Annotated in this window: 24 protein-coding genes; 3 read left to right on the top strand and 21 right to left on the bottom strand. The window is 61.5% G+C overall.

Features of this window, described 5'->3' with window-relative positions:
* Positions 1–77: 77 nt before the first annotated feature.
* From DX908_RS12085 to DX908_RS11995, 19 genes are all read right to left on the bottom strand, one after another.
* Positions 78–986 carry a PAS domain-containing protein gene (locus DX908_RS12085; protein WP_116392572.1) on the bottom strand — a complete coding sequence of 303 codons (909 nt, stop codon included), beginning with the start codon at positions 984–986 and terminating at the stop codon, positions 78–80.
* Between the two features lie 90 nt (positions 987–1,076).
* Entirely contained in the window at positions 1,077–4,886 is a 3,810-nt protein-coding gene (locus tag DX908_RS12080; protein ID WP_116392571.1) for a baseplate multidomain protein megatron, read from the bottom strand.
* A complete protein-coding gene (locus DX908_RS12075) occupies positions 4,883–5,320 on the bottom strand; it encodes an NlpC/P60 family protein (RefSeq protein WP_116392570.1) in 438 nt (145 codons plus the stop codon). The genes DX908_RS12080 and DX908_RS12075 overlap by 4 nt, the downstream gene beginning before the upstream one ends.
* Positions 5,317–6,183 (bottom strand): phage/gene transfer agent baseplate hub protein, encoded by an 867-nt coding sequence (locus tag DX908_RS12070; protein ID WP_116392569.1) that lies wholly within the window; start codon positions 6,181–6,183, stop codon positions 5,317–5,319. Before DX908_RS12070 ends, DX908_RS12075 begins: the two co-directional genes overlap by 4 nt.
* The gene (locus tag DX908_RS12065; RefSeq protein WP_116392568.1) at positions 6,183–6,818 is read right to left on the bottom strand and encodes a DUF2460 domain-containing protein; all 636 of its coding nucleotides are present in this window, start codon (positions 6,816–6,818) and stop codon (positions 6,183–6,185) included. Before DX908_RS12065 ends, DX908_RS12070 begins: the two co-directional genes overlap by 1 nt.
* Positions 6,811–7,344: a phage tail tape measure C-terminal domain-containing protein gene (locus tag DX908_RS12060; protein WP_116392567.1), complete on the bottom strand. Its 534-nt coding sequence runs from the start codon at positions 7,342–7,344 to the stop codon at positions 6,811–6,813. The genes DX908_RS12065 and DX908_RS12060 overlap by 8 nt, the downstream gene beginning before the upstream one ends.
* 1 nt (position 7,345) lies before the next feature.
* Positions 7,346–7,477: a phage tail assembly chaperone gene (locus DX908_RS12055; protein WP_233508687.1), complete on the bottom strand. Its 132-nt coding sequence runs from the start codon at positions 7,475–7,477 to the stop codon at positions 7,346–7,348.
* Positions 7,478–7,500: 23 nt separating this feature from the next.
* On the bottom strand, positions 7,501–7,839 hold the full coding sequence (locus tag DX908_RS12050) for a GTA-gp10 family protein (protein ID WP_116392565.1): 339 nt from the start codon (positions 7,837–7,839) through the stop codon (positions 7,501–7,503).
* A complete protein-coding gene (locus DX908_RS12045) occupies positions 7,836–8,249 on the bottom strand; it encodes a phage major tail protein, TP901-1 family (protein ID WP_116392564.1) in 414 nt (137 codons plus the stop codon). Before DX908_RS12045 ends, DX908_RS12050 begins: the two co-directional genes overlap by 4 nt.
* A gap of 11 nt (positions 8,250–8,260) precedes the next feature.
* Positions 8,261–8,677 carry a DUF3168 domain-containing protein gene (locus DX908_RS12040; RefSeq protein ID WP_116392563.1) on the bottom strand — a complete coding sequence of 139 codons (417 nt, stop codon included), beginning with the start codon at positions 8,675–8,677 and terminating at the stop codon, positions 8,261–8,263.
* The gene (locus DX908_RS12035; RefSeq protein ID WP_116392562.1) at positions 8,674–8,988 is read right to left on the bottom strand and encodes a phage head closure protein; all 315 of its coding nucleotides are present in this window, start codon (positions 8,986–8,988) and stop codon (positions 8,674–8,676) included. Before DX908_RS12035 ends, DX908_RS12040 begins: the two co-directional genes overlap by 4 nt.
* Entirely contained in the window at positions 8,985–9,533 is a 549-nt protein-coding gene (locus tag DX908_RS12030) for a head-tail connector protein (protein WP_116392561.1), read from the bottom strand. The genes DX908_RS12035 and DX908_RS12030 overlap by 4 nt, the downstream gene beginning before the upstream one ends.
* Positions 9,534–9,605: 72 nt before the next feature.
* Entirely contained in the window at positions 9,606–10,799 is a 1,194-nt protein-coding gene (locus DX908_RS12025; RefSeq protein ID WP_233508686.1) for a phage major capsid protein, read from the bottom strand.
* Entirely contained in the window at positions 10,796–11,296 is a 501-nt protein-coding gene (locus DX908_RS12020) for an HK97 family phage prohead protease (protein WP_116392559.1), read from the bottom strand. The genes DX908_RS12025 and DX908_RS12020 overlap by 4 nt, the downstream gene beginning before the upstream one ends.
* Positions 11,296–11,538: a hypothetical protein gene (locus DX908_RS12015; protein ID WP_116392558.1), complete on the bottom strand. Its 243-nt coding sequence runs from the start codon at positions 11,536–11,538 to the stop codon at positions 11,296–11,298. Before DX908_RS12015 ends, DX908_RS12020 begins: the two co-directional genes overlap by 1 nt.
* On the bottom strand, positions 11,538–12,701 hold the full coding sequence (locus tag DX908_RS12010; RefSeq protein ID WP_116392557.1) for a phage portal protein: 1,164 nt from the start codon (positions 12,699–12,701) through the stop codon (positions 11,538–11,540). The genes DX908_RS12015 and DX908_RS12010 overlap by 1 nt, the downstream gene beginning before the upstream one ends.
* A gap of 14 nt (positions 12,702–12,715) precedes the next feature.
* Positions 12,716–14,068, bottom strand: a complete 1,353-nt coding sequence (locus DX908_RS12005) for a DNA-packaging protein (protein ID WP_233508685.1) — start codon at positions 14,066–14,068, stop codon at positions 12,716–12,718.
* Positions 14,069–14,372: 304 nt separating this feature from the next.
* Positions 14,373–15,818 carry a serine hydrolase domain-containing protein gene (locus tag DX908_RS12000; protein ID WP_116392555.1) on the bottom strand — a complete coding sequence of 482 codons (1,446 nt, stop codon included), beginning with the start codon at positions 15,816–15,818 and terminating at the stop codon, positions 14,373–14,375.
* 106 nt (positions 15,819–15,924) lie between these two features.
* On the bottom strand, positions 15,925–16,392 hold the full coding sequence (locus tag DX908_RS11995; protein ID WP_116392554.1) for a YcgN family cysteine cluster protein: 468 nt from the start codon (positions 16,390–16,392) through the stop codon (positions 15,925–15,927).
* 139 nt (positions 16,393–16,531) lie between these two features.
* On the opposite strand from DX908_RS11995, the gene DX908_RS11990 reads away from it, so the two are divergent.
* Both DX908_RS11990 and DX908_RS11985 read left to right on the top strand, forming a co-directional pair.
* Positions 16,532–18,886, top strand: coding sequence for a transglycosylase domain-containing protein (locus DX908_RS11990; RefSeq protein ID WP_158548730.1), 2,355 nt, complete (start codon positions 16,532–16,534; stop codon positions 18,884–18,886).
* Positions 18,887–18,973: 87 nt separating this feature from the next.
* Complete coding sequence (locus tag DX908_RS11985) at positions 18,974–19,945, top strand: DUF2336 domain-containing protein (protein WP_116392552.1); 972 nt, start codon at positions 18,974–18,976, stop codon at positions 19,943–19,945.
* 18 nt (positions 19,946–19,963) lie between these two features.
* Here the strand turns inward: DX908_RS11985 and DX908_RS11980 are convergent, their stop codons facing one another.
* Together DX908_RS11980 and DX908_RS11975 are read right to left on the bottom strand one after the other, a co-directional pair.
* Positions 19,964–20,296: a DUF1491 family protein gene (locus DX908_RS11980; protein WP_116392551.1), complete on the bottom strand. Its 333-nt coding sequence runs from the start codon at positions 20,294–20,296 to the stop codon at positions 19,964–19,966.
* Positions 20,293–21,477 (bottom strand): sensor histidine kinase, encoded by a 1,185-nt coding sequence (locus DX908_RS11975; protein WP_116392550.1) that lies wholly within the window; start codon positions 21,475–21,477, stop codon positions 20,293–20,295. The genes DX908_RS11980 and DX908_RS11975 overlap by 4 nt, the downstream gene beginning before the upstream one ends.
* A gap of 211 nt (positions 21,478–21,688) precedes the next feature.
* On the opposite strand from DX908_RS11975, the gene DX908_RS11970 reads away from it, so the two are divergent.
* The gene (locus DX908_RS11970; RefSeq protein WP_116392549.1) at positions 21,689–22,657 is read left to right on the top strand and encodes a hypothetical protein; all 969 of its coding nucleotides are present in this window, start codon (positions 21,689–21,691) and stop codon (positions 22,655–22,657) included.
* Positions 22,658–22,715: the final 58 nt, after the last annotated feature.

The raw sequence follows: 22,715 nt of genomic DNA, 5'->3' as shown, positions 1-22,715 counted from the left end.
AAGGGGCAAGATGGCGGTTATCTGCCCGTCCGGGAGCGGATTTCAAGTCTTGGCAGCGAAACGGGCCTTCTGAACCGTCAGGCAGCGAGCAGCGTGAGGCTGCCAATCAGGCGAACCGCCCGCCCCGACGCATTGACGTTCTTATGCACGCGCAGGCGGATAGTCCGGTAAGTTCCATCCCCGGCGCGAAGCCGAAAGTCCATGTCATGAGTGGCGTCCGTCTTCAGATGGTCCTGGATGAATACCTTGAAATTGGCTCTGTCATCCTTATGCAGAAGGTTTTCGATCTCGGCGAGATCTTCTGGCGCCTCTGCCGGGCTGAAGCCCAACATGTTGCCGATACTTTCAGACAGGACCATGTTGCCCGTCTCTATATCCCAGTCCCAGAAGCCTTCCCGGCTGCCAGAGAATGCGCGGTGATAGCGCTCCAGCTTTTCAGCCGTTTCGAGCCGGCGCGCCACACGTTCACGGAAGAATTCGAAGATCGATGTGTGAATTTTCACATCCGCAATCTCATGTTTTGAAACGCCAACAATAATACCGATCGGGTGACCGCTTTCAGAAAAGAGTGCAATGCCCACGTAACCGCGGATCTGCATATCAATCAGCATCTGGTCGCGCGGGAACAACTCGCAGACATTGTCCGGATACACACAGACATTGCTTTCCATCGCTCGAGCGCAGGGCGTATCTGCAAGACTATAGATGATATTCTCATTCATCTGACCCTCATGATAAAGGGACAGCGTACGGATCATATTCGTGTACTGATTCAGCCGTCCAATCAGAACAAGATCGAAATCCAGCTCCTCAGAGAGTGCGATGGTCAGCGCATCGATGAAATCTTCATCCGGCACATTTGCAAGCCGCATGGCGAGGCGATTGAGACTGGCGGGCGGCTCCGTTGCTCCTGAAAAATCCACATTCAGGATTTTCTCATCGGCGTCGATATCTGCATTCTCGGTTCTGTTCGCCCCGATAGCCACTCGCAATTCTCCTTTAAGAATAGAATTAGCTTCGACTATCAACGAATTAACTTCAGAATTCGTTTAAGAGATTCACTCAAATGTGAGTGATCAGGCAATATCGACAGACGCTGCCCGACCGGCCCCGAAACTCGCCGATATCTGCCTGACTTCAACGCGGGCAACACCGCTTGCCGCAATGGTCAGCGAAGGCGTGGTCACCTCCTCTTCGTGAAGGATCGTGTCGTCCTCCGCGCGTGCGCGCACCAGATAGCGCTCTGACGACTCCCCGAGCGGGATATCGCCCGCAGACCATCCATCGCCGCCGATCCGAGAGCGACGAACCCAGCTGATCATCAGATCATCGCCGGAGGGCGTGGCGGTCACATGCGCCGGGGCAAATGGACGGGCGCCACTGCCGGTGAGGCGGACAGTCTGTTCGCGATAGGGAAAGGCGCCGGGCGGCTTTCCCGCCGGTCCCGCTTGCCAGATGCCTTCGGTCCCCCAGAGCGAGGGATCAAGCGGCTCGGCCTCAAGCCCCGTACCCAGCATGACGACGCGCGCGCCGTACGCCGCCCCGGCAAGGGCTTCTTCTTCTGTGCCCCGCTGACCGCGCAAGAGGTGACGCAGCGTGTAGGATCCATCCTCTTCGAGCACCGCATCGCGGAAGCTGAGAATTTCCCACTCACCGGTCGTGGATCTGACGGCAAGTTGACCCGCCCCGCTCAAGGCCGCCTCTTCTGTGAGAGACGCAAGGTGGCCAGAGACCATCCTGACCCGGAGCACATTCCCTTCATCCCAGCGCGAGACCGGGCCGGGGCTGAGCGCCGCGACGAGCCGCCCGAGGCTGGCTGGATGGCTGACGCCGCCAATGAGGGCCGCTTCCGTTCCGCTGCCCCGATAGACATTCACCCGGCCGGGCCAGGGCGCCGCATAGGCAGCGGCCCTGAGGAAGGCGCCATCCTGCCCCGCAGGGAGCAGCGGAATGTCCAGAATTTCAAAGGCGGCGGGCCCGGCAATCCGGGGCAGCTCGCCCGGCCGTGTGCTCAGCCCTGTGTATCGCGGGGTAAAAAGCCCGCGATCGGTCCGTACCGCTTCAATGGCGCGATAGGGACCATCCGTAATTGATGTAATCCTGCAATCGTGAAGCTCGCCGGATAAGGCCTCAACCGTCAGCACATCGCTCAGCTCAATCGTCATATCGCCGGAAGGCAGCGCAAAGCTCAGCGATGTCCGCAAGGCGCGCGCCTCCACCAGCAGGGTTTCCGCCCGCCCCTCCGCTTCCCCGGCTTCGAGCACGACTGCCGTGTCGATGCGGGCCGCACTGACCCCATGCGCCCCGGGCGCCGTGACGGTCGCGACCCCCGGCTGATAATCGGATAATCCATCCGTATAGGTAACAATAAGCTGAGCTGGCAGGTCTGATTCTTGCGCCCGCGCGATGGTCAGCGGCGGATTTTCATCCGTGATGACCATGTCGTCCTCAGTGATACTGACAGAGGATATGCCCGTTCGCGGCTTGACGATCAGCACCCCGGCCCGCTCGACGGCATCAAGCTGGTAGAGCTCGAACAACGGCTCCAGCGCGGCGCGGCCCGTCATGGGCTGGCCCAGCATATAGCCCGTGACGAGCGCTTCGCAGGCCGACGCATCAACCTGCGTAAGCCCTGCATCCGCCGCGATATGCTGGATGAGAGCGGAGAGCGGCACCCGACCGGCCCGGCCATTCAGCCAGTGCCCCGTGACCCAGTTCCGCCAATCCGCCCAGATATCGCCGCGCGCCGGAAAGTCAGGGAACGGACGGGCATCCCATGCATAAAGATAGAGCCTGTCAGAGGACAGCATCGGCCCCGCGTAAAGGGAAGAGACAGGATTGTTCTCCTCCTCCGGCCAGTAAGAAAGCTGTGCCTCCAGAAACCGGCGGGCCGCAAGATCATCGCGCTCGCCGCTGGAATAATAGGGCACGGCGCTTTCGGCCGATTTGGGGTCGAGAAAAACATTGGGCTGGTTCGCGCCCTTGTCGATTGCCGCGCAGCCGATCTCCGTGAAGCGGATCGGCTTTGATTCCGGCACCCATGCGGTGGGGGTCGCCGCCCGTACACCATCGGGCCGCGGATAATGTGCCTCGCCCCACCAGCCCGTTAGGTCCTTTGACCGGAAGATCCAATCCTCCCCATGCGCCGTATCGCTAATCGGGGTTCTTGTCTGCGCATCGCGCGCTGTCAGGTCCGCATAGTACCAGTCATAATTCTCACCGCCCGCGATGCGCGCCTGAAGATAGTCGCGATCATAGGGGCTGTCCCAGTCTTCGGCATCGAGATGCCCGCCCCCGTCGCGCCAGTCCGTCAGCGGCATATAATTGTCGATGCCGATAAAATCGACGTCTTCATCTGCCCAGAGATCATCAAGCGGGAAGAGCACATCTCCGCTGCCATCACCGGGTTGGTAGGCGCCATATTCGGACCAGTCCGCACCGTAGGATATCTTCGTGCCCGCCCCCAGAATAGCGCGCACTTCGCTCGCCAGCGTCACAAGCTCATCAACGGCAGGAAAAGTGCCCGTCTCATCGCGCAGGCGTGTGAGCCCTCTCAATTCAGAACCAATGAGGAAGCTCTCTACGCCCCCTGCTTCGGCACAAAGCGCCGCATAATGAAGGATCATCGGCCGGTAGGTGGCGAAAAAGCTCGAAACCTGCGTGCGGGCGGCGGCTGTCTTGTCTACGCTTGCCAGTGGATGAGCGGTGATCCGTCCCCGCCATGGATAAGCGCCCTGCTCGCCCCCGCCATAAGGGTCAGCCAGACCGTTCCCGGCCGGAATATCCATCAGGATGAAGGGGTGGAACATCACCTCGAGCCCCCGGTCATGAAGGGCGGCGATCATTTCAGTGACCCCCTGATCGGAAGTCGTGCCGCCATAGGCGGGTGCGCCATCGATCCGGCTGACCTCCGTTGCCGCCTCCCGATCCACACCGGCCACGGACCATTCATCCGGCACCAGCACGCGGGTGCTGTCCTCGATTCGGGGCTCAATCACACAGTCCCCGGCCCGCAGATCACTGCCGAACCAGGAGACGACCAGCGAGACGGCTTCCAGATGGGGGAAAGTGCTGACCAGATGGTCAATCGAGACGGCGGCATCCGTCTCGCCCGGACTGTTATGAACATTGTCCGGCTGCGTTACACCTTCCTCTGCCTCAAGGAATAGAGGCGTCGTTGAATAGACGCTTTCCCCCGACCCCGGAATTAGGGTCACCGCCGTCACCAGATTTTCAAGCGCCTCTGGATGATCGGTAAGAAGCTGCCGTTCCACCTCGAAATTAAATTGCGGTACGCGATTGCCGAAATCGTCGAGCGGCAGATTCTCGATCACGAGATAGGCAAGCCCGCGATAGGCAGGGGCGGCCCCCACCCCCTCGACCGCTTCGATCAGCGGGTCCGGCAACTGGTCTTCCGTGCCCTTATAAATCCGGACATTCCAGTCCTTCATCGACACAGGGCGGCCATCGGCCCAGACCCGCGCGAGGCGAGAAATTTCCCCCTCGCAAAGCCCGATGGCGATCGACACGGTATAACGGTAAACCGTATGCTGCGTTTCGACGCTGCGGGTGATCCCCTTGCCGCCGCTCGATTGTTTGATGACTTCTGTGACTTCCTGAAAGTCAGTGATCCACAAGGTCTGCCCGCCAATCCGCTGGCGTCCATAGACGCGGGGGATCCCTGCCCCTTCGGCGGCATTGTGGAAGCGGATCTCCTCACGGCGTGGCCCTTCATGCCGGCGGACCACCGGACCGAAGATGAGATTCTGGGCCGCCGTCAGCGCTTGCGACGCGGCATAATTTGCCGCCGCATTGGCGATATAGGGTGCGGCCGCATTCGCGGCACTGACGACGAACTGGCTGGCAGCAGCGGCGGCTACGGTCATGCGCTTTTATCCTCTGCTAACGGATAATCAAAAATGCCGGCAAGGCGATCGGCCCACCAAGGTGAATAACGGGTCGTACTGACCGCCCGGCCATCATAGGCATGAAGGAAGAGATCAGGACCCAGCGCGATCCCGCAATGTTTGGCGGGCCCCTCCTTTTTCATGCGAAAGACGAGAACCTGCCCAGTTTGCGGGGCGGCGTTCTCAGCTTCGATCAGAAAGCTGCGCGCGGCCTGAAGGAGGTGCTCCGTCCCTGCCTCATCCCATCTGGGCGTATAGGGCGGCAAAGCGGCAGGCTCCGGCCCGCATAATTCACGCCACACTCCCCGGATGAGGCCGAGGCAGTCCGTGCCCGCGCCTTTCGCGCTTGCCTGATGCCGGTAGGGCGTGCCAATCCAGCCGCGCGCGAGTTCTGCCGCCGCCTGCCTGTTCAAGACCCATCCCCCGGACGGGCCGTTGCCATCAGGACATCATTGCCCGGAATATGTGGGAACCCCCTGAAATTCAGTTGGTTGGAAAATTTCGAAGCGCATGTACCAAACTGCTTGTCGCACCCCGCGATCAGCCGGACAGAGGTGCCGGGGCTGAGCTCCTGCGGCAGCGCTTCCCAGAGAAGGATGCTCTCATCCTCGCCCGCATCGCCATGTTCCCGGATAGCGCGGATGACGCCTGCCAGCGGGCCATCATCGATAATGACCGCGCCGCCTGTATAAAATCCGGCGGTGCGTTTTGTGCCGACCGTGACCTCCAGCCGCCTTGAATCACCGCCCGAGATCACCCCATCCATATGATAGGATGTATCCTGAAGATCGACGCCGCAGCGCGTATCGCCCAGCGCCGCATCGCAAGTGCGGCCATAGATCCGGCCCGCCACTTGCCCGAGCTGCGCCTTGAGAGAGCGGAATTCCGCGCGGAACCCTTCGCCTGTCCGCTCGACCTCCCCCAGCCGCCCGGTCCGCAGAAGCAGCCGCGCATCAGGATCCGCCCAGTCAACGCGCCAGACCTGGATATCCGCTTCATCAAAAAAGCCGGCCTCCAGCGCATCCGCACCAAGAAGGTCGGGGTCAAGAACACCGATAATATCTGCATTATCCGGGCTCAGCGACGCCGTTGCCTCAAGGGAGCTGCCCATAGCGCCGCCCGCCGAGCGGAAGAGCGTGCCCGTAAAACTGATATCCCGGTCATGGTCAGTCAGCCCGATTTCGGCGTCGTCCTGACGGATGATCCGCCAACAGGTGCAGAGCGACGGCGCCTCTTCGTCAAACCGGTCTTTTGTATAGGGATCTTCTGGCCGCATCAGCGCCTCACCTCGATCAACGGGATATCCGGTGCGTCTCCGCCACCCGTCCGCGCCTCGATGATCAATTGATCCGTGTCGAACCGAACCGGCGTATCGAAAACAAAGCCTGCGGTCAGAACGACGCCTGCGCCCGGCGCTGCGGTGAACGTTACTTCACCGGTGAGCGCGTTGAGCGTGAAGTCCTCGCCCTCGGTCAGCTCACTGTTATCCGCCGCGACACGCACCGTTCCAGCCACCGGCAGGGTGATTACGCGGGCCGCATCTATCGCGCCACTCGAATAGGTTTTCGTCAGTTGAAAGACGGTCTCAGTGCCATCGCCCGTCCCTAACGGCTGGTCGCCGGGGGCCGGTGCCGATCCGCTGACGCCGGAGACATGGTCGAAAGGATCGCGGAACCGGAAAGCATAGCGGCGGCCTTCGCGCACTTCGAAAAACGCGATCAGGGCGTCGATATCGGCCCGGCAGCGCACACCATATCCCGCATCATAGCGGCGGCGGCTTTGCGCCCAGCGCGCAAGACGGCGCTCCTGCCCCGAGGCGAGCGTGACAATTTCCGTGCGGCGGATGGGTCCGCCACGGGAGCCGAGGGCAATATCGACAGGGAACAGAACATCATGAAAGGCTTCAGCCATTGCGCATCGCCTTTCTCAGCCCCCGGAGCACGGCGCCCGAAAGCTGACCTTCCGACCGACCAAGGGGATCCCCCGGCGAGCTCGATGGCATGGAGATATTGACGGTCACCGGCCCGGCCCCTTGCGGGACAACATTGCCAGCGCCTGCGGGCACAAACAGCTCCGGCCCCTGTTCCCCAACGAGATAGGGCACGCCGCGCGCCACCCCGCCGCCGCCCGCTCTTGCGCCGCCAAAGACGGAGCCTAAGATTTCTTCAAGAGGCGCCCGGACGAATTGGTCCGCGGCAAGCCGCGACAGATCGGCGAGCACGTCATTGACGAGCCCCTTAACCGAAAGGCGTCCTCTCGCTGCTGCGTCTTCAAGATTGTCCCCAATCGACTGGCCAAGCGAGGAGAAGGTCTCTTCGACACTGGCGGCCAGCGGATTGAGGTCGTCTTCGACCAGCGTCTCGATCTCCCGGCGAAGGGCGTCGAGGCCTTCCCGGAAATCATCCGTTGCCAGCGTAAGGGTGAGTGTTTCGCTCATATTATTGTCCGTTCCGTTCCAGGAGCTTTTCAAGCGCCCCGCGGTCAAAAGGCTCGTCTTGCGATTGCTGCCACGCCTCAAGGCAGAGGACGAAATCCCTTGCCTCCAATTGCCAGAAGACGGCTGGCGTCACGCCAAAGCGGGCGAGCCAGAAAGTCAGCCAGGCGCCCCATCGGGCCCGGGCGGCTTCGGCTTTCCCGGCACCTCCCCAGCCATCAGATCCCGGAAGAGATGCGCCATGACGCGCATCGCCTCCCCCAGATGAACCGTCCCCTCACTGATACGCGGGACGGCCGCTGTGCCGCCCGCCGCCCGGATCAGAACCGGCAGAATAAGGAGGATCTGCCTGACCGATGGATTGGCGAGCATCCGCGCAAGATCGCTGAGCGTATCGGCGCCGAGCGCATCCTCGATCTCGGCAAGCGCGCCAAGTGTCAGTCGAACCGGCACCGGTTCGCCGTCAATCGTCAGGGCGGGAGGGGCGGCCGCGCTCATGATACTGCCGCCGTGAAGGTTACCTCGCCTGCCGAGGCGAGGGTCAAAGAGAAGCTCGCCTCCCCCCGGAACTCACCGGCATAATCGAGATTGGTGATCTGAAACGCGCCCACAAGGTCGCCAAATCCGGGGATCTGGAGTTGCCATGTTTCATGCTCGCCAGAGAAAAACAGGGATCTGGCACGCTCCGCCGCATCATCATCAATGAATAATCCGTTGCCGGATACATTCGCCTGGCGGATGCCGCCGCAGGGGAGCAGTTCGCGCCAGCCGGGGCTGTCCGCATGGGTGATATCCACCGTGCCGGAGGCGAGCGAGAATGTTTTCGTTCGCAAGCCCCCGATCGTGTCATATCCGCCTTCGCCGTCGGCAAGCCGAAGCAGCATGTCCTTGCCGCTGGTCACTGTCATTGGTTTTCTCCTTATTCGGCGGTTCTGTCGGTGACGATGCGATATCGCATCACCGCCTGATAGGTGTCGCTTTCGGGTTGCCGGAACATGTCGGCAAAAACAAAACGGGTACTGATGACGTCAAAGCCATCGACCGTGAAATCCGCATCATGAAGTGCGTCATGAACCGCATCCGCGATCTCGCGCAGCTCCTTGTGCCCGCCCCAGCGTGACCAGGCATTGAGCCGGATATCGTGCTCCATGGCTTGATCACGGCCATCGAGCGGGCGGATGCGGGACTCCCCAATCGTCAGCAGGGGAAAGATGGCGTCCTCCGGCACCCGGTCATAAATCCGTGGCGGGGAGCCAAGGTGGGTGGCAAGCGCGGCGCTGGCGCCAAGATGGCTGCGCAAGCCCACCTGCAGGGCCCAGGCGGCAGGCAGGGTCATGGCCGAAGCTCCTCTGCCGTCACGGTATGGAACCGGCGCTGCTCATCTTCCTGGATATCGGTGATCTGGTAGGTCGTATCCTGATGGGTCAGCCGCATTTCAAAGATAAGATCATCCCTGTACCGAAGGACAAATCTTCGCCGCCTGACGGGGATGTCGCGATCAGCAAGGGGTCTCCTTGCGCCTGAGAGGGAAGTGCCGCGCGCCGCAACGGTGGCTTTCGGAGTATAGCTGACCTCATAGCCGCCGCCTGCATCCGCAGTGCGGACCGGCGACAGGAGGGTCAGGCGATCACGCAGACTACTGATCACAGCCGCACCTCCTTATAGGCTTCGATGAGCGCTTCGACACCGAGGGGGACCGGCACATATCGCCGCTCCCGGAAGAGCTCGCGTTCCTCATAATAATGCGCGGTCAAGAGATAGAGCGCGCGAAGGAGGTCAGCAGGAATATCATCCGTGTCCGCTGCGCCCGATGAGTAGACGACATCGATATGAGATGTGCTGGACGGTAATGGCGTCAGGAACTGGATGCTCTCAGGCTTTGAGCCGCATAAGCGCCAGTCATCACTGGAGAGAGCGGTTGTTGCGCCATCCTCATCGGTGATGGTGACGGAGGTGACCGCCGTGACCGCGCCGGGACGGAGCGGCACAGGCCCATCGGGCGCGCCCTCCACCCTCGCCTGCCAGCTCTGATCCAGAAAGGCATGGTCGAGGCGGCGCTCAAGGAATGTTCTTGCCGTCGCGATCATGCCCGCCAGCGCCGTATCGTCATCATCATGATCGATCCGCAGGGCGGTCTTCACATCGCTCAGAGACAAAGGTTCCGAGGCCGGTGGGGTCAGCAGCGTATACATGAGTAGCTCTGTCCTGGTAAAGATGAAAGGGATGGCGGGCCGGAAAGCCCGCCACCAGTTGGCTGCCAGCCGTCAGGCCGACATGGAGAGAAGTTTGATGGCCGAGAAATCCTGAACGCCGCCGCCGACACGTTTGGTCGTGTAGAAGAGGACGTAAGGCTTGGCCGAGTACGGATCACGCAGGACCTGAATGCCGGCACGGTCGACGATGAGATAGCCGCGGGCAAAATCACCGAAAGCCACTGGCGTCGTGGACGTACCAACATCCGGCATGTCTTCGGATTCCGTCACCGGGAAGCCGAGCAGTGTCGAGGGTTGCCCGGCGGCAAGGCCCGGCGACCAGATATAGTTGCCCTCAAGATCCTTCAGCTTGCGGATGGAGGACGCGACCGTCCGGTTCATGATGAAACGGCCATTCTGGCGATAGGATTGCGGCAGGGTGTAGACCAGATCGATCAGGTCATCGGCAATGATCGCGGCGCCATCCGATGCCACCGTGCCGATTTCGTCCGCATCCCGGCTCGCATCAGCCGCCTGATCATAGGAGAGGAAGCCTTTGGGTTTGCTGGAGGAATTGCCGGCCACGAAAGCCGCGCTTTCCTGAACCGCAAATTCCGTCTGCACCTCATCGGCGATCCACTGGCCGATATCGACGACCGAATCGTCAAGCAGGGCCTGGGTCGCCGCCGGCATGGCGTAAAGCTCCATGGCCGGGAAATCGAGCGCCATCAGGGTCGGCGTCGTCGTCTCGTCCCGGTCGCCGGTCTCACCGACCCAGGCGGCCCCAAAATCCGTGGTCGGATAAGGCTTGCGGTATGAGTTCCCGCTGATCTGGCGCACCGTCGCAATCTGGCGGATCGGCGAGATGTCCTTCAGCCGCGCATCGATCAGGCTGGCGGTTTCATCCGGCGCGATAATCCCGCCGCTCGAATCCCCGGCAGCAATGGATTTGAGCTCCGGTGCGGTCATCGCGCCCGTCCGCATATAGGTGTCAAACGCGCTTTTCGCCTCGCTGCCGGTATCGGCCGCCGTATCAAGGGCCGGCCGGGCCGAGCGGGCCGCCAGACGGTCGAGCACGGCCTGCTGGCGGGAAAGCTCCTCGCCGATACGGTCGACCTTTTCGGCCATCAGCGGATCGGCGCTGCGCTTTTCAAGCCCGTTGAGGCGTTCGTCATTCGCCTGTTTGAACTGTTCGAAAGTGTACAGAATATCCTGCATGGTTGCGGCATCGCCGCCGTCATGAGCCTTGGTTTCGAGTTCCATCATTGTCCTCTATCTGTCGTATGGAGAAGGTTTCGGGGTTTCCTGGAGGCGGAGCCGATTTCTGTCAGGCGGGCTCCGGGCGCCATGGGGAAGGTCACAATCGAAATCTCCCAGAGGTCGATATCGAAGAGCTCCCGCCGGCCATCCCGACCCCGCCGGGCACGGCGCGGCCGGAAACCGATAGACAGACCATTGACCGCTCGCCCTGACAGGAGCTGGACGAGGTCACGTCCGTCCCGCGTATCGGCAAAAAGATGTCCCCTGACGAACAGGCCATGACTGTCTTCCTTCAATTCATCCCAACGCCCGACCGGACGGTCAGCCGCATGCTGATAAAGCATCATCACACGGGATGAGGCGGCGGGGATAAGTTTCCGCATTTTTTTGATCGATTGCTGAAAAGCGCCCGGACGGATAATGTCGCCGGTCAGGTCCGGCTGGCCGAAGACAGCCGCATAGCCAGCCACAGCAACGGTTTCAGGAGAGATGGGCTGCGCCATTATTGCTCTCCTCCGCGTTCATCGATCTTGCGTTCGATCCGCTCCAGCGATTCAAGAATGTGGTTCGATTGCGTCTCAAGCCGCGCGGTTCGCTCAGACAAAAGGTGCGCGCGCGCAATCTCTGTTTCGAGATAATCAAGCCGAGCGGCTGCCCCGCCAGCCCAGACAAGGCCGGTGAGCGTTTGCGCCAGGAGTACCCCGATCATGGCGAGCACCAGCCGCCGGTCACGCGCGGAAATCATCAGCTTACCTCCGGATCGGCTGGAAAGCCGAGCAGGATCCGCTTTTCACTATCGGTGATGACATCCGCATCAAGGAGCAGCCGCAACCGCTCGATCCGGCCCTGCTGCAAGGCATCAATGGCGTCGGTATCAAAGCCGATCGAGACGCCCTCCCCTGCCAGCGCAAGGGAGAAGCTGTCCGCCACCTTGGTGATCAGCGGCAGGATCGTGTGCCGCCAGAAGGCAAGATGCGCCTGGGCATAATTCGAATAGGTGTTGTCGCCGGGAATGCCGAGCAACATGGGCGGCACGCCGAAAGCGAGCGCGATCTCTCGCGCCGCCCCATTCTTCAGCTCACGGAAATCCATTTCCGCCGGGCTGAGGCTCATCGGCTTCCAGTCGAGCCCGCCATCAAGCACCATGGGGCGCCCCGCCTGGCGCTGTCCCTGATAGGTGTCGGCAAGCTCACTCTTCAGGCGGTCGAACTGTTCGCCAGTGAGGCTGGAGGCCCCTTCCGGGCCCCGATAGATCAGCGCCCCGGACGGACGCGCCGCATTGTCGAGGAGAGACTTGTTCCAGGCCGTCGCTGCATTGTGCAGATCAATCGCATTGCCCGCGACGCATAGTGGCGACTGCCCCTCGCGGTCATCGAGCGGATTGAAAAGCCGTATATGGATCAGGCCGGGCTGACCGTCCGTATCCCGCGGAAGACGGCGAGTCTTGCCGCCGACCTTGTGCAGATAGGCGCGCGGCCAGCCATCTGGGCCAGTCTCCGCCGTCACCTGATCGGGCCTGAGAAGATAAAGCGCGGCCGGAACGGACAGACCCTCAATCACTTCCGCATAGGCATTCCCACTGATCTGCAGATGGCCATAAAGGTGTTCAAGGAAGGACTGGCCCGGCTGATCCGGGTTCGGCTTTCGCAAGAGCGCGGTCAGGGGGTGCGCCTCCAGCCGCTCCCGCCCCTGCTGGGCGAAAAGCGGTACGGAGGATGCCGCCTCGGCAATCATCTGCACACAGCGATAGACGACCGGATTCTTTGCATATCCGGTCCGAGCGAGCGAGACATTGCTGCGCGAGGACCAGCTCGCCCCCATGCCGCCATGCAGCGCGATGAGGTCCCCCAGAACGCTGCCTTTTTCTTCGCGCGCCAACTGGCGCGGCTTGGTTTTAAACCCGAACATATCTGGCAGTCCTTTCAGAGATAGCGGATGGCGGGGGCGGATGGCGCCGGCCCCAGCAAAAGGTCGGTTACCGCCCAGACGAGGGCGTCGAGCCGGTCGGGGCTCGCCTCGCCCCCAAGGCCGGTAAAGGAGGTGAGCTGATCTTCGAGATCAGGGAACGCGCCCGCGTGTTTGACGCGGCCTTGCTCATAAAGCGCGGCAACGGGTTCTGCGCGGACGGTCTTGCCGCGCGTGGCCCGAACGGCGCGGAAGGGCAGGTTCGGATCATGAAGGCGCAGGACTTCCTCAACGAGGTCGCCGCCCTGATTGACCTCCGCCACGACCCGGTCCGCGGCGTAGGAATAGGCAATCTCCACCACCCGCGCCGCCCAGCCGGAAGGCGATAATCCGCCAACGGAGGCATCTTTGAGGATAAAGGCGGTGGCTGCCCTGCCCTCGCCCGCAATGCCCGCAACGATGATGCCGCATTCATCGGCATCGGGGCCGGTGCTGACAGGTGGGTCGACCGCGACGATGATGCGCGAAAGGGGCGGCGTGTCTTTGACGCGGGCCCTCTCGATCATCGCCCGGCTCCACAAGGCCCCGCCATGATCTTCGATGATCTCGCCGTCGATTTCCTGACGGCCAAGCGCCGTTCCCTCATAGGTGCGGATGATCTCGGTCAGAAAGGCATCGGCCAGCTCAGCCTTGTTATCCCTTGTCGTCGCGCGGGAGAGATGCGTCGTCTCCGCATCCATCAGTTGCCGGAGGAGCTTGATCGGGCGTGGCGTTGTGGTCACCACCTGTTGCGGGCGCTGCCCCAGCCGCAGGCCGAGCTGCAGATTGCTCCATGCCTCTTCCGGGTACCGCCATTTGCAAAGCTCATCGGCCCAGGCAGCCTCAAACTGATGCCCGCGCAGGCCGTCGGGATCATCAGCGGAGAAAATATGCGCCTCGGCCCCGTTCGGCCATGAGAGCCGGTGCCGCGAGGGTTCATAACTCGGCCGGGACGGCGCATCACCGATGTGAAGCAGGCCCGATTGTCCGTCGATCATCACTTCGCGTGCGTCCTCATAGGTTTCCCCGACCAGCGCGAGACGACGGGCGCCATTCGCGACGGCGCGGCGGATCCACTCCGCCCCAGCACGGGTTTTCCCCGCGCCGCGCCCGCCCAGAATGAGCCAGGTCGTCCAGTCATTATCCGGATGGAATTGATCCCTGCGGGCGGAAAATTTCCACTCGCTCAGTGCCCGCATCAGCTCGATCAAGCTCAAGTCGTCGAGCCAGTTCTTCTTCCCCGAGGCGATCTGCGTAGCGAACGAGCTTATCGTAAAGTAGACCTCGGAGTCGTTCCGCTTCGGCTTCATCGGCTGCAGTGGTGTCGTCACGATGTTGAGTATCTTCTGTCATAGCAATGCATTTCTCGATGTTTCGTCCATAGGCTGACAGGACACGCATGAGCCTGTCCGCATGCTGCACTTCTTCGGGAGACGACCAGTCAGTGCCCAAAAGCCTGTCCTGCAGCTCCATGGTGAGCATGCCGAGGCTGTTCCTGAACGCGATGTGGTCAAACGACATTCGACGCATAGTCCTCCCGATAAGGAGCACTATAGGTCGGCCCTGAGGGGCGGGGATAAGTTTGCCGTGGGGGAAGCACTCGAGCGGATTGCCCGCGCCGCAGATATAAGGAGATTAGTCTGTCAGCTCGAACCCATAGGTGCCAAGCCGCTTGCCGCTGACAAACCCTGGATTGGTCGAGGACGGATCAAAGCGGTAGCGAACGCCTCGGGCGTCGTCTTCGGTTTCGAGGAAAACCTCATATCCATTGCCCTGCGGCCGCCAAGCACTGACGATGAAGGGACCGAACCGGTCGAAAATTCCCTGCTCAAGCTCTACAAAGCCGCGATAATCCTCGATATCCCCCGCTGCCATTTCGGCGGGGTCGAGTCCGAACATGGCCGTCATTGCAAGGAAGGCTTCTTCCCGGTCACCGCTCTGCATCGCCTCGATGAAGGGGAAAGTGACCGCGTTCATTTCGTATTCGGGGATTTCCCGAAGCGATGAAATCGCCATCCAGCCTTCAGCCTCCGTCGGCTGGTATCGCTCGCGGTTCTCCGGCAACGCAACCCCCGCCAGCCGCGCGGCCTCCAGCACAGGCGTCATGAAGGCGCGGGGGTTCTCCCCAACCCTATTGTTGAGGCTGATCATGACGACATGAGGCTGCCGCGAGAGAACCCAGCCGTTTGCAAATCCGGGGACATGGCCAGTGAATGTGACATAGGCAGGATCATCCGCGCCCGCGCGCCCGCACTGAGTGAAAAACTCGTCTCGTCCGCTGACGGATAGAAAATCATCGCCAAGCACAATGGCGCTGAGCCGCTCGAGATCTTGCAGGGAGCCGAACATCCCACCCGAGCTATACCGTGCAGAAACGCTATCCAGAACGGCCTCGACGATGTCGCCTTCGGGGTTCGTCTCATAGCCTTTGAGGTGCACTTCGCCATCGAGCTGATCGGCACCAAATCCTGTATTCTTCAGCCCAGCGGGGCGAATGACAAGCTCCTCAATCGCTTGCGCATATGTCCCGCCTGCATGGGCCTCAAGGACTGCACCGAGGTAGAAATATCCAAGGTTCGAATATTGCGTTCTCGTGCCCGGTTCAAAATCCAGCTGGCCAATCTCAAGCGAGATCAGGAACGACGCCGCCATCCCATTTTCGTCAAAAACGACCCCTTCGCCTTCTTCTGTATCAGGAACTTCTGAAGGCAGGCCGGATGAGAAATTCAGAAGCTGCCGGATTGTTACCTGCCGGGACCAATCTGCTTCCATGCCGGGCAGCGCATCGGCGAGGGTTTGATCGAGACCAAGCTCACCTTCATCGACCAGCCGAAGTATGGCGAGCTGCGTGAAAACCTTTGTCAGGGAGGCGAGCCTGAAAGCCGATGCCTCTGACACATCTAGCGAGAGGTGCCGGGTCACGATCTGTCCGTCGACGGTCAGGGACGCAGCGCCATGCAGCACGCCGTCATCAAAGCTTTTCTCGATCAGGCGCGCGGCTTTGTCTTCTCCTGATCCACAGGAAAGAATGCTCAACATGGCCAGGAGAAGCAGTAAGGTACCGGTAAAGGACTGCCGCATGGATCATCAGCTCCTGTCGGGCGTGAGGCAAAAGCCCACGATGAGCGGCACCCTGCCAAACGGGTCTCTCAGGGCTCAAGACGTTTCAGCCGCGCAAAGGAAATGATCAGGTTTCTTCGTCGCGCTTGCCGGTCACATAGCGCCACAGATGGCGGGCACGGACCTTTCGCTCATTGGTCAGGTTCTCACGGACGGCGATCCCGGCCTCAACGACGCTTTCGGGACGGCCCGAAATCAAAGGATGCCAGTCAGCGAGCCCCCGCCCCTCGGCCAGCCGGCGATAGGCGCAGCTTTGCGGCATCCATTCGAGCGCGCCTGCATTCTCCGGCGTCACCTGCACGCAATCCGGTACCAGCGTCTTTCGCTCCTCATACCGGGTGCAGCGCCGGGTTTTGGGATCGAACAGCCAGCAGCAGAGCGAGGTTTCGGCAAAGCCGCCCTCTTCCTCGTCTTCAAGCAGGACGAGACAGCATTTCCCGCAGCCATCGCAGAGCGATTCCCACTCCTCGGCCGACATCTCTGCGAGGGATTTTTCCTGCCAAAACGGCGCGTCGGCGGTTTTCTCCACGGTCATCTGCCTTAGTTAGGACATAAGCCCCGGCCAAATCGAGTGCCCGCAAATGCCGGTGGCACGTGGGCCACTATGGGGCTAAGCGCCTTTGCGCAGGGTATGATGGAGCGAAGCGCCGGGAATGTCGCGCTACTTTCAACGCATGATCACGAGCGCCACGAAGGATTTCCTTTCGGGGCTCGTCGCCATGAGCGTTGGCGCGTGGAAGGGGCTCAAATCCGTTGCCCGGATGCTTGGCGACAAGACGGTCGAGTTTAAATCCCAGCTCTCTGGCGGGGATGACGAGATCGCCGTGCCGCCAAGGCCGAAGAAGCGGTCGGATGACCCAAGCCTGCCAAGCGATGAAGAACATGAGGCTTATCTCTCCGAGATTGAAGCCGAACTGGAGGCGGATGCCGCCACAAGTGATGGACCGCCCGTGAAGAAGAAACCGTCAAAACGCGTCACCAAGAAACGCTGGCATTTCCTGTCCGCCGCCGGGAGTGCGGGCTTCGCCCTCCTGATGGCGGGGCTCATCGTCAATCTGCGGTTTGCGGCCACCGTCCTGCCGGATGATGAGGTCGATCTCTGGACGATCAACCGGCCGACCAGCCTGACCTTTCTTGACCGCAACGGCGAGTTCCTCGGCCAGCGGGGCATCCGTTATGCCGACCCTGTGCCGCTCGAAGAGATGCCGCCCTACCTCAGGGATGCGTTCCTCGCGACGGAAGACCGCCGGTTCTATGGCCACCGCGGATATGATCTGCGCGGCCTGATGCGCGCCGGGATCGCCAATCTGCGCGCCGGCGGTGTCGTTGAAGGCGGCTCGACGATTACCCAGCAGCTTGCCAAGAACCTCTTTCTTGAGCCTGACCGTACACTGAAGAGAAAGCTGGAGGAGCTGCAGTTCGCTCTCTGGCTCGAAGCGCGCCTGTCGAAAGACGAGATCCTGTCGCTTTATCTCAACCGGACCTATCTGGGGGCCGGCACCTATGGGGTTGAAGCAGCGTCGCAGGCGTATTTCTCGAAATCCGCCCGTGATCTGACGATTGGCGAGGCTGCGCTTCTCGCTGGCCTGCCCAAAGCGCCCTCGACGCTCGCCCCGACGATCAATCCCGACGGCGCCGTCGCCCGCTCTCGCGAAGTCATCGACAATCTGATCGAGACGAGGCGGATCGATGAGGTCGAGGGCCGGATGGCAAAGGAAGTCCCGCCCGACCTCAACCTTGCCCAGCGTGAGACCGCCTACGGCTATTTCCTCGATTATGTTGCCCAGCGGATCGAGCAGCGCCTCGGCTCGCTCGACCGCGATCTTGTCGTGACGACCTCGCTCGACAAACAGCTTCAGATCCATGCCGAAGATGCGGTTGTCTTCGGGATCGATGATGCGGCCCGCGCGCGCGGCGCCGAACAGGCAGCCCTCATCGCCTTTGACCGCGAAGGCGGCATCGTCGCCATGGCGGGCGGGCTTGATTACGAGGAAAGCCAGTTCAACCGCGCTTCACAGGCCCGGCGCCAGCCCGGCTCTGCCTTCAAGCCCTTTGTCTTCCTTGCGGCGCTTGAAGCAGGGATGCAGCCCGGCTCGATCGTCATTGACCGGCCGATCAAGGTCGGCGATTGGGCGCCTACGAACTATAATGAGAAACATATCGGCCCCTTGCGGCTTGCGGATGCGGCGGCGCGGTCAACCAACTCGGTCGCCGTGCAAATCACCGAAGGCATTGGCCGTGACCGGGTGATTGATGCAGCCCAGCGGGCAGGCATCACGACCGCGCTCGATCCTGTCGCCTCCCTCGCGCTTGGCTCTGTCGGCGTGCCCCTGCTCGAGTTGACCGCCGCCTATATGCCCTTCGCTCATCACGGCGCGGAGACGCCGGCACATGCCGTCATGGAAATCCGGACACGGAGCGGTGAGGTCCTTTACGAGTATGAGCCCATTCCCGGCTTTAACGTCATCGAACCGGCCAAGGCCGATGACACGGCTCGCCTGCTGATCGGGGTCATGGATCACGGCACCGGCGCGCGCGGCAAGTTCGGCAGCCACCCCGTCGGCGGCAAGACGGGCACGACCAATAACTGGCGCGATGCGTGGTTCATCGGGTTTACCCATTATTACACCGCCGGGGTCTGGGTCGGGAACGACGAGGCGCGCGGCATGGACAAAGTGTCGGGCGCGACCATCCCGCTGACGATCTGGAAGGATTTCATGGAGCGGGCACATGAGGACCTCTCGCCTGTGCCGCTTCTCGATGACCCCAATCTCGAAAGCGGCAATATCCGGGACGTTGCAGGGCTTTATGCGAGCCTGAGAAGCGACCTGATCAACACCGCCTATCCGATCCCGCAAGTTGACTGGGCTGTGATCGAAGAACCTGCCCCGCGTCGGCGGCGCGGCTTTTTCGGGCTCGGTTCTCGGCCCGATCCCGAGCCGCAAGGCCCGGTCCAGCCGCAAAGCCCAGGTGTCGTCGGCAATGCAGCGCCAGGACTGGAAACTGAGCCTGAAAACGACGGGCAGTAACGCCCCGTTTCGGCCAATCTTCAGGGTTTTGAAACCGTATTTCGCGATACTGGCGGTTGCAGAAGTCCGTCTAGCCGGGGGAGATCCATGAGCACGGGCCCATTAGAACGGCTGATCGCTCTCGATCCCAAGACCTCAAGCGAAGAACGCCGCGAGGTTTTGCGGGAAGTGACAGACAGCTTCATCGTCGCGCCCGACCGTTATGGCCGGCGTCACATGGCCCTGTTCGACCTTCTGCTCTCGCGCACCGCAAATGCGATGGATCTGAGGCTCAAAAAGCTCATCGTCCTGACCCTCATCCGTGCGGGTGCGCGCGACGAGCATGTCAAACTCGCCCTCCTCAAAGTGCCGTCCGCGAATGAGCGCCTGCTTCGCCGCAGCGTGTTGCAAACGGTGAAGGACATCCAGACCTTCCTTGAGGAAAATGCCGATGTCGCAGAGAACGAACTGCCAGAGAGCTTGAGCCTTGATGACGGCAATTCCGTGCAATTGCCTTCCGCAATTCTCACCTGGATGTTTCATTACCAGCTCACCGTCTATCGCGATGCGTTGACGCCCAAGATCGGTGTCGACCGTGTCGGCCTGATGGAGCGCACGGCGAAAAGGTTCCGCGAGCAGATCATCAAGCATGCAAGCGAGTCAGGCCGTGACGAGTTGGTCGTGGCAAGACGGACCATAGCTGACTGGACACGGCGGCAATCGATGACCGAGCAGGTCCTGACCGAGCTGCTCGAAGCGCGTGCGATGACCGAGTTCGTCCTTGCCGCCTCCGCGATGTTCGATATCGACCCCGCAACGATGATCCGCACGGTGAATGATACGAGCTTTCAGAGCCTTGCGATCCTGATGAAGTCGAACAATATCCGTCGGGCGACCTTTGCCAAGGTCATCTCCGGTTTTCAGGACCGCCGGACGGACCATGATGTGTCCGAAACCGTGCTGCCGCTTTATGACCGGCTGATGCCGGAATCAGCAGAGCGGGCGATCCGTTTCCTGCGCGTCCGGGTCAGCGACCTTGCTGGCGGGCATGAAGACCCGGCGCTTGCCGAAGCCAGCTAAGCGGGCATTTTCATCCCATTACTGATCGAAGAAGTCGCCGGGCAGCGCGTCGCGAGAGATGTCGCCATCAAGCTCGACAACCCATAGATCGGGATCGAACTTCTTCTCTTTTTCAAGCATCGTATCGGCGGCCTCTTCGGTGACATCCGCAGCGCGGAGGCGCCAGCCCCTTGAACCGCCCTCGCCTGAACTTTCCGACCAGACCGACACCGAGCCTCCCTTGCGCCAGACAAGATGGATCATCCCGGCTTCGTCATGGCCATGTTTTAGGATGGTGCAGAATGCGCCATGCGCTTTTGCCGCCTGCCGGATCGCCGATACCTGAAAATCGCTTCTGAGGCGCGTGGTCACGCCCGCGCTGCCGCCAGCGGCACGACATTATCCGTATGCCGGATATTCTTGACTGCCGGTTTTTCCTCGACCGGCAGGTAAGGCAGCCGCAGGACCGCTGTTGTGCCAGCGCCTGCCGCGCTTTGCAGGATCAGCTCCCCGCCATGGACACGGGCCAGCGCTTTCGAAAGTGCAAGACCGATGCCCGAGCCGCGCGTGCCGCGCACGCCTTCTTTACGGGCCTGACGGAAGCGCGTGCCAACAATCGCCAGATCATCCGGGGACATCCCGACGCCTGAATCCATCACCGAGATTTCGAGCATGTCGCCATCGAGTGCGGCCGTCACGATGATGCCGCCCTCTTCGGTGAATTTGAGCGCATTGGAGAGAAGGTTGAGAAGGATCTGCCGGACGATCTTGGCATCCAGCATGGCCTTGTCGATGCCCGGCGCAACGGAGATCTCGACCGACAGCCCGGCTTCATCCGCGCGCAGGTGGATAAGATCCGTACAGAACCGAACAAGCCGCTCGACTGATTCTTCGCTCATCATGGCGGCGGTTTCATTCGCCTCGGCCTTGTTGAGATCGAGAATGTCGGAGATCAGAGAGAGAAGGTGCTCGCCGCTTTCATGGATGATGCGGGCATAGTCCCGGTAGCGGTCTGAGCCGAGCGGCCCGAACTGCTCGCCATGAATGGCGCCCGCAAACCCGATCACCGCATTGAGCGGGGTACGGAGTTCATGGCTGAAATTCGCAAGCTGCTCATTATGGCGCACCGCGACATCCATCGTGTCGCGCGCTTCCTTACGGACCTGCGCCTCGCGGGCCAGCCGGTGCTCGATATTGCGGGTGACGCTGCGGAAGCCGCCCGGAATGCGCGACAGCACCATTTCGAGAGCCGGGCCACGCTGGCATTCACGAGAGAGGCGGAACTCGAACCGCGCCCAGCCGGGGCCGTCCGGATCCGCAACTTCCGCCATCGCAGAGAGAAGAGAGGGCTGGAACTCAGGCGCGACGATTTCCATCAGCCGCCGCCCGGACATCTCTTCGGGTTTGAGCCCGAAGGTCGTCAGCGAGCCGCCCGAAACCTTGCAGAAACGCCCGTCCGGGCCATGCGTCGCAATGACGTCATCGCCCAGTCCTTCCCAGACCTCAGGGCCCGGTTCGCGGGATTTGAAACGAGATCGAAAGGCTTCCAGCATCACTAGTTAACAATATATCCGGGACTGTTAACGGAAGCTGAATGTTCTTACCGCCAGACTGCTCCTCGATTGCGGGACGTCAGGGAGACCGGCCACCATGGTTAAATTTTCCTCCATCCGGTGCGGAAGGCTCCGCTTCTCGAATGAATGTGTTACACCGTTCACCGGGCGGCGGGCATGCGCTCCATCGGGCAGATTAGCGGAGGACAGAATGGGTAAGTCAGCAGCTCTCGTTGCGATCGTCGCAACGATGTGGGGAGGCGTTTCGGCCGCAGACCCGGCAACCACACCGGAAGCAGCGCCAGCTACTCCCCTGCTTGAGCAGACAGCGACCCCCTTCGTGCATATGCGGTCGGATTTCGATTTTGCCGACAATGCGGCCCTCAGCAACGCCAAGGTCACCCGGACCGTCCACGAAACCATCAGCTCCCATGATCCCGCCCGGATCAGCTCCGGCCAGATGGCCTATGCCGCCCTTGTCGCTGCCGATACGCCGGCCTTTGCCGCCGCGATCGAGCGCCGGGCGAACAAACCCAAAAAGCGCGAGCAGTTCCTCGCCGATCTACGCAACAACCCGGCCATGGTCCGGGAACTCGAAGGCTCGAACGAAGCCATTGAAGCCATCCGTCAGGTCGCGGCCCGCGATGCTGCCCGCATCGGTCAGGCCGGTGAGCGCTATATCGCTGATGCCTATCGCCTTCAGGAAACCGGCTGGGCGCGCGCAAAACTGCCCGCCAACGGCACCCAGCGGGTGAACCAGGCCAAGGCCTTTGCGATGAAGCGCGACTGGCCCGCGATCGGCAATCCGCCGCGGATCGTCTCTGATGCCGGGAACCGCCAGCCCAATCTCAATGGTGCTGCCAACTGGTCGACCCAATGGTCCGCCATCACCCCGCCCCGGCCGATCGACCTCGACACCAAACGCCAGATCTATCTGACAAAGACCCTCGTTCTGGCCGTACGCTACACGCTCGATGACCTCAATGAAGGTCACGTCTCAGCCTTCGGGACCGATAAGGAGAGCCAGCGCTGCTATAATTACGCCCAGATGAACCTTGCCCAATGCGTCTCCGCCAGCCGGACGGCCGTTGAGGAAGCCTTCTGTCTCGGCACGCATGGCCTCAACGACATGTCGCGCTGCGTCGGCTGGATTGCCGGGGGGGGCACGCCGAAGGGCTGATCCCTAGCTCTCGATTTCTGTGATTGTGAAAAGCCGGGGCCTTGGTCCCGGCTTTCTT

Source organism: Parvularcula marina, from assembly GCF_003399445.1.
Taxonomy (GTDB): Bacteria; Pseudomonadota; Alphaproteobacteria; order Caulobacterales; family Parvularculaceae; genus Parvularcula; species Parvularcula marina.
Note: the sequence above shows the minus strand (reverse complement) of the source record. Positions and strands in the feature narration are given on the sequence as shown.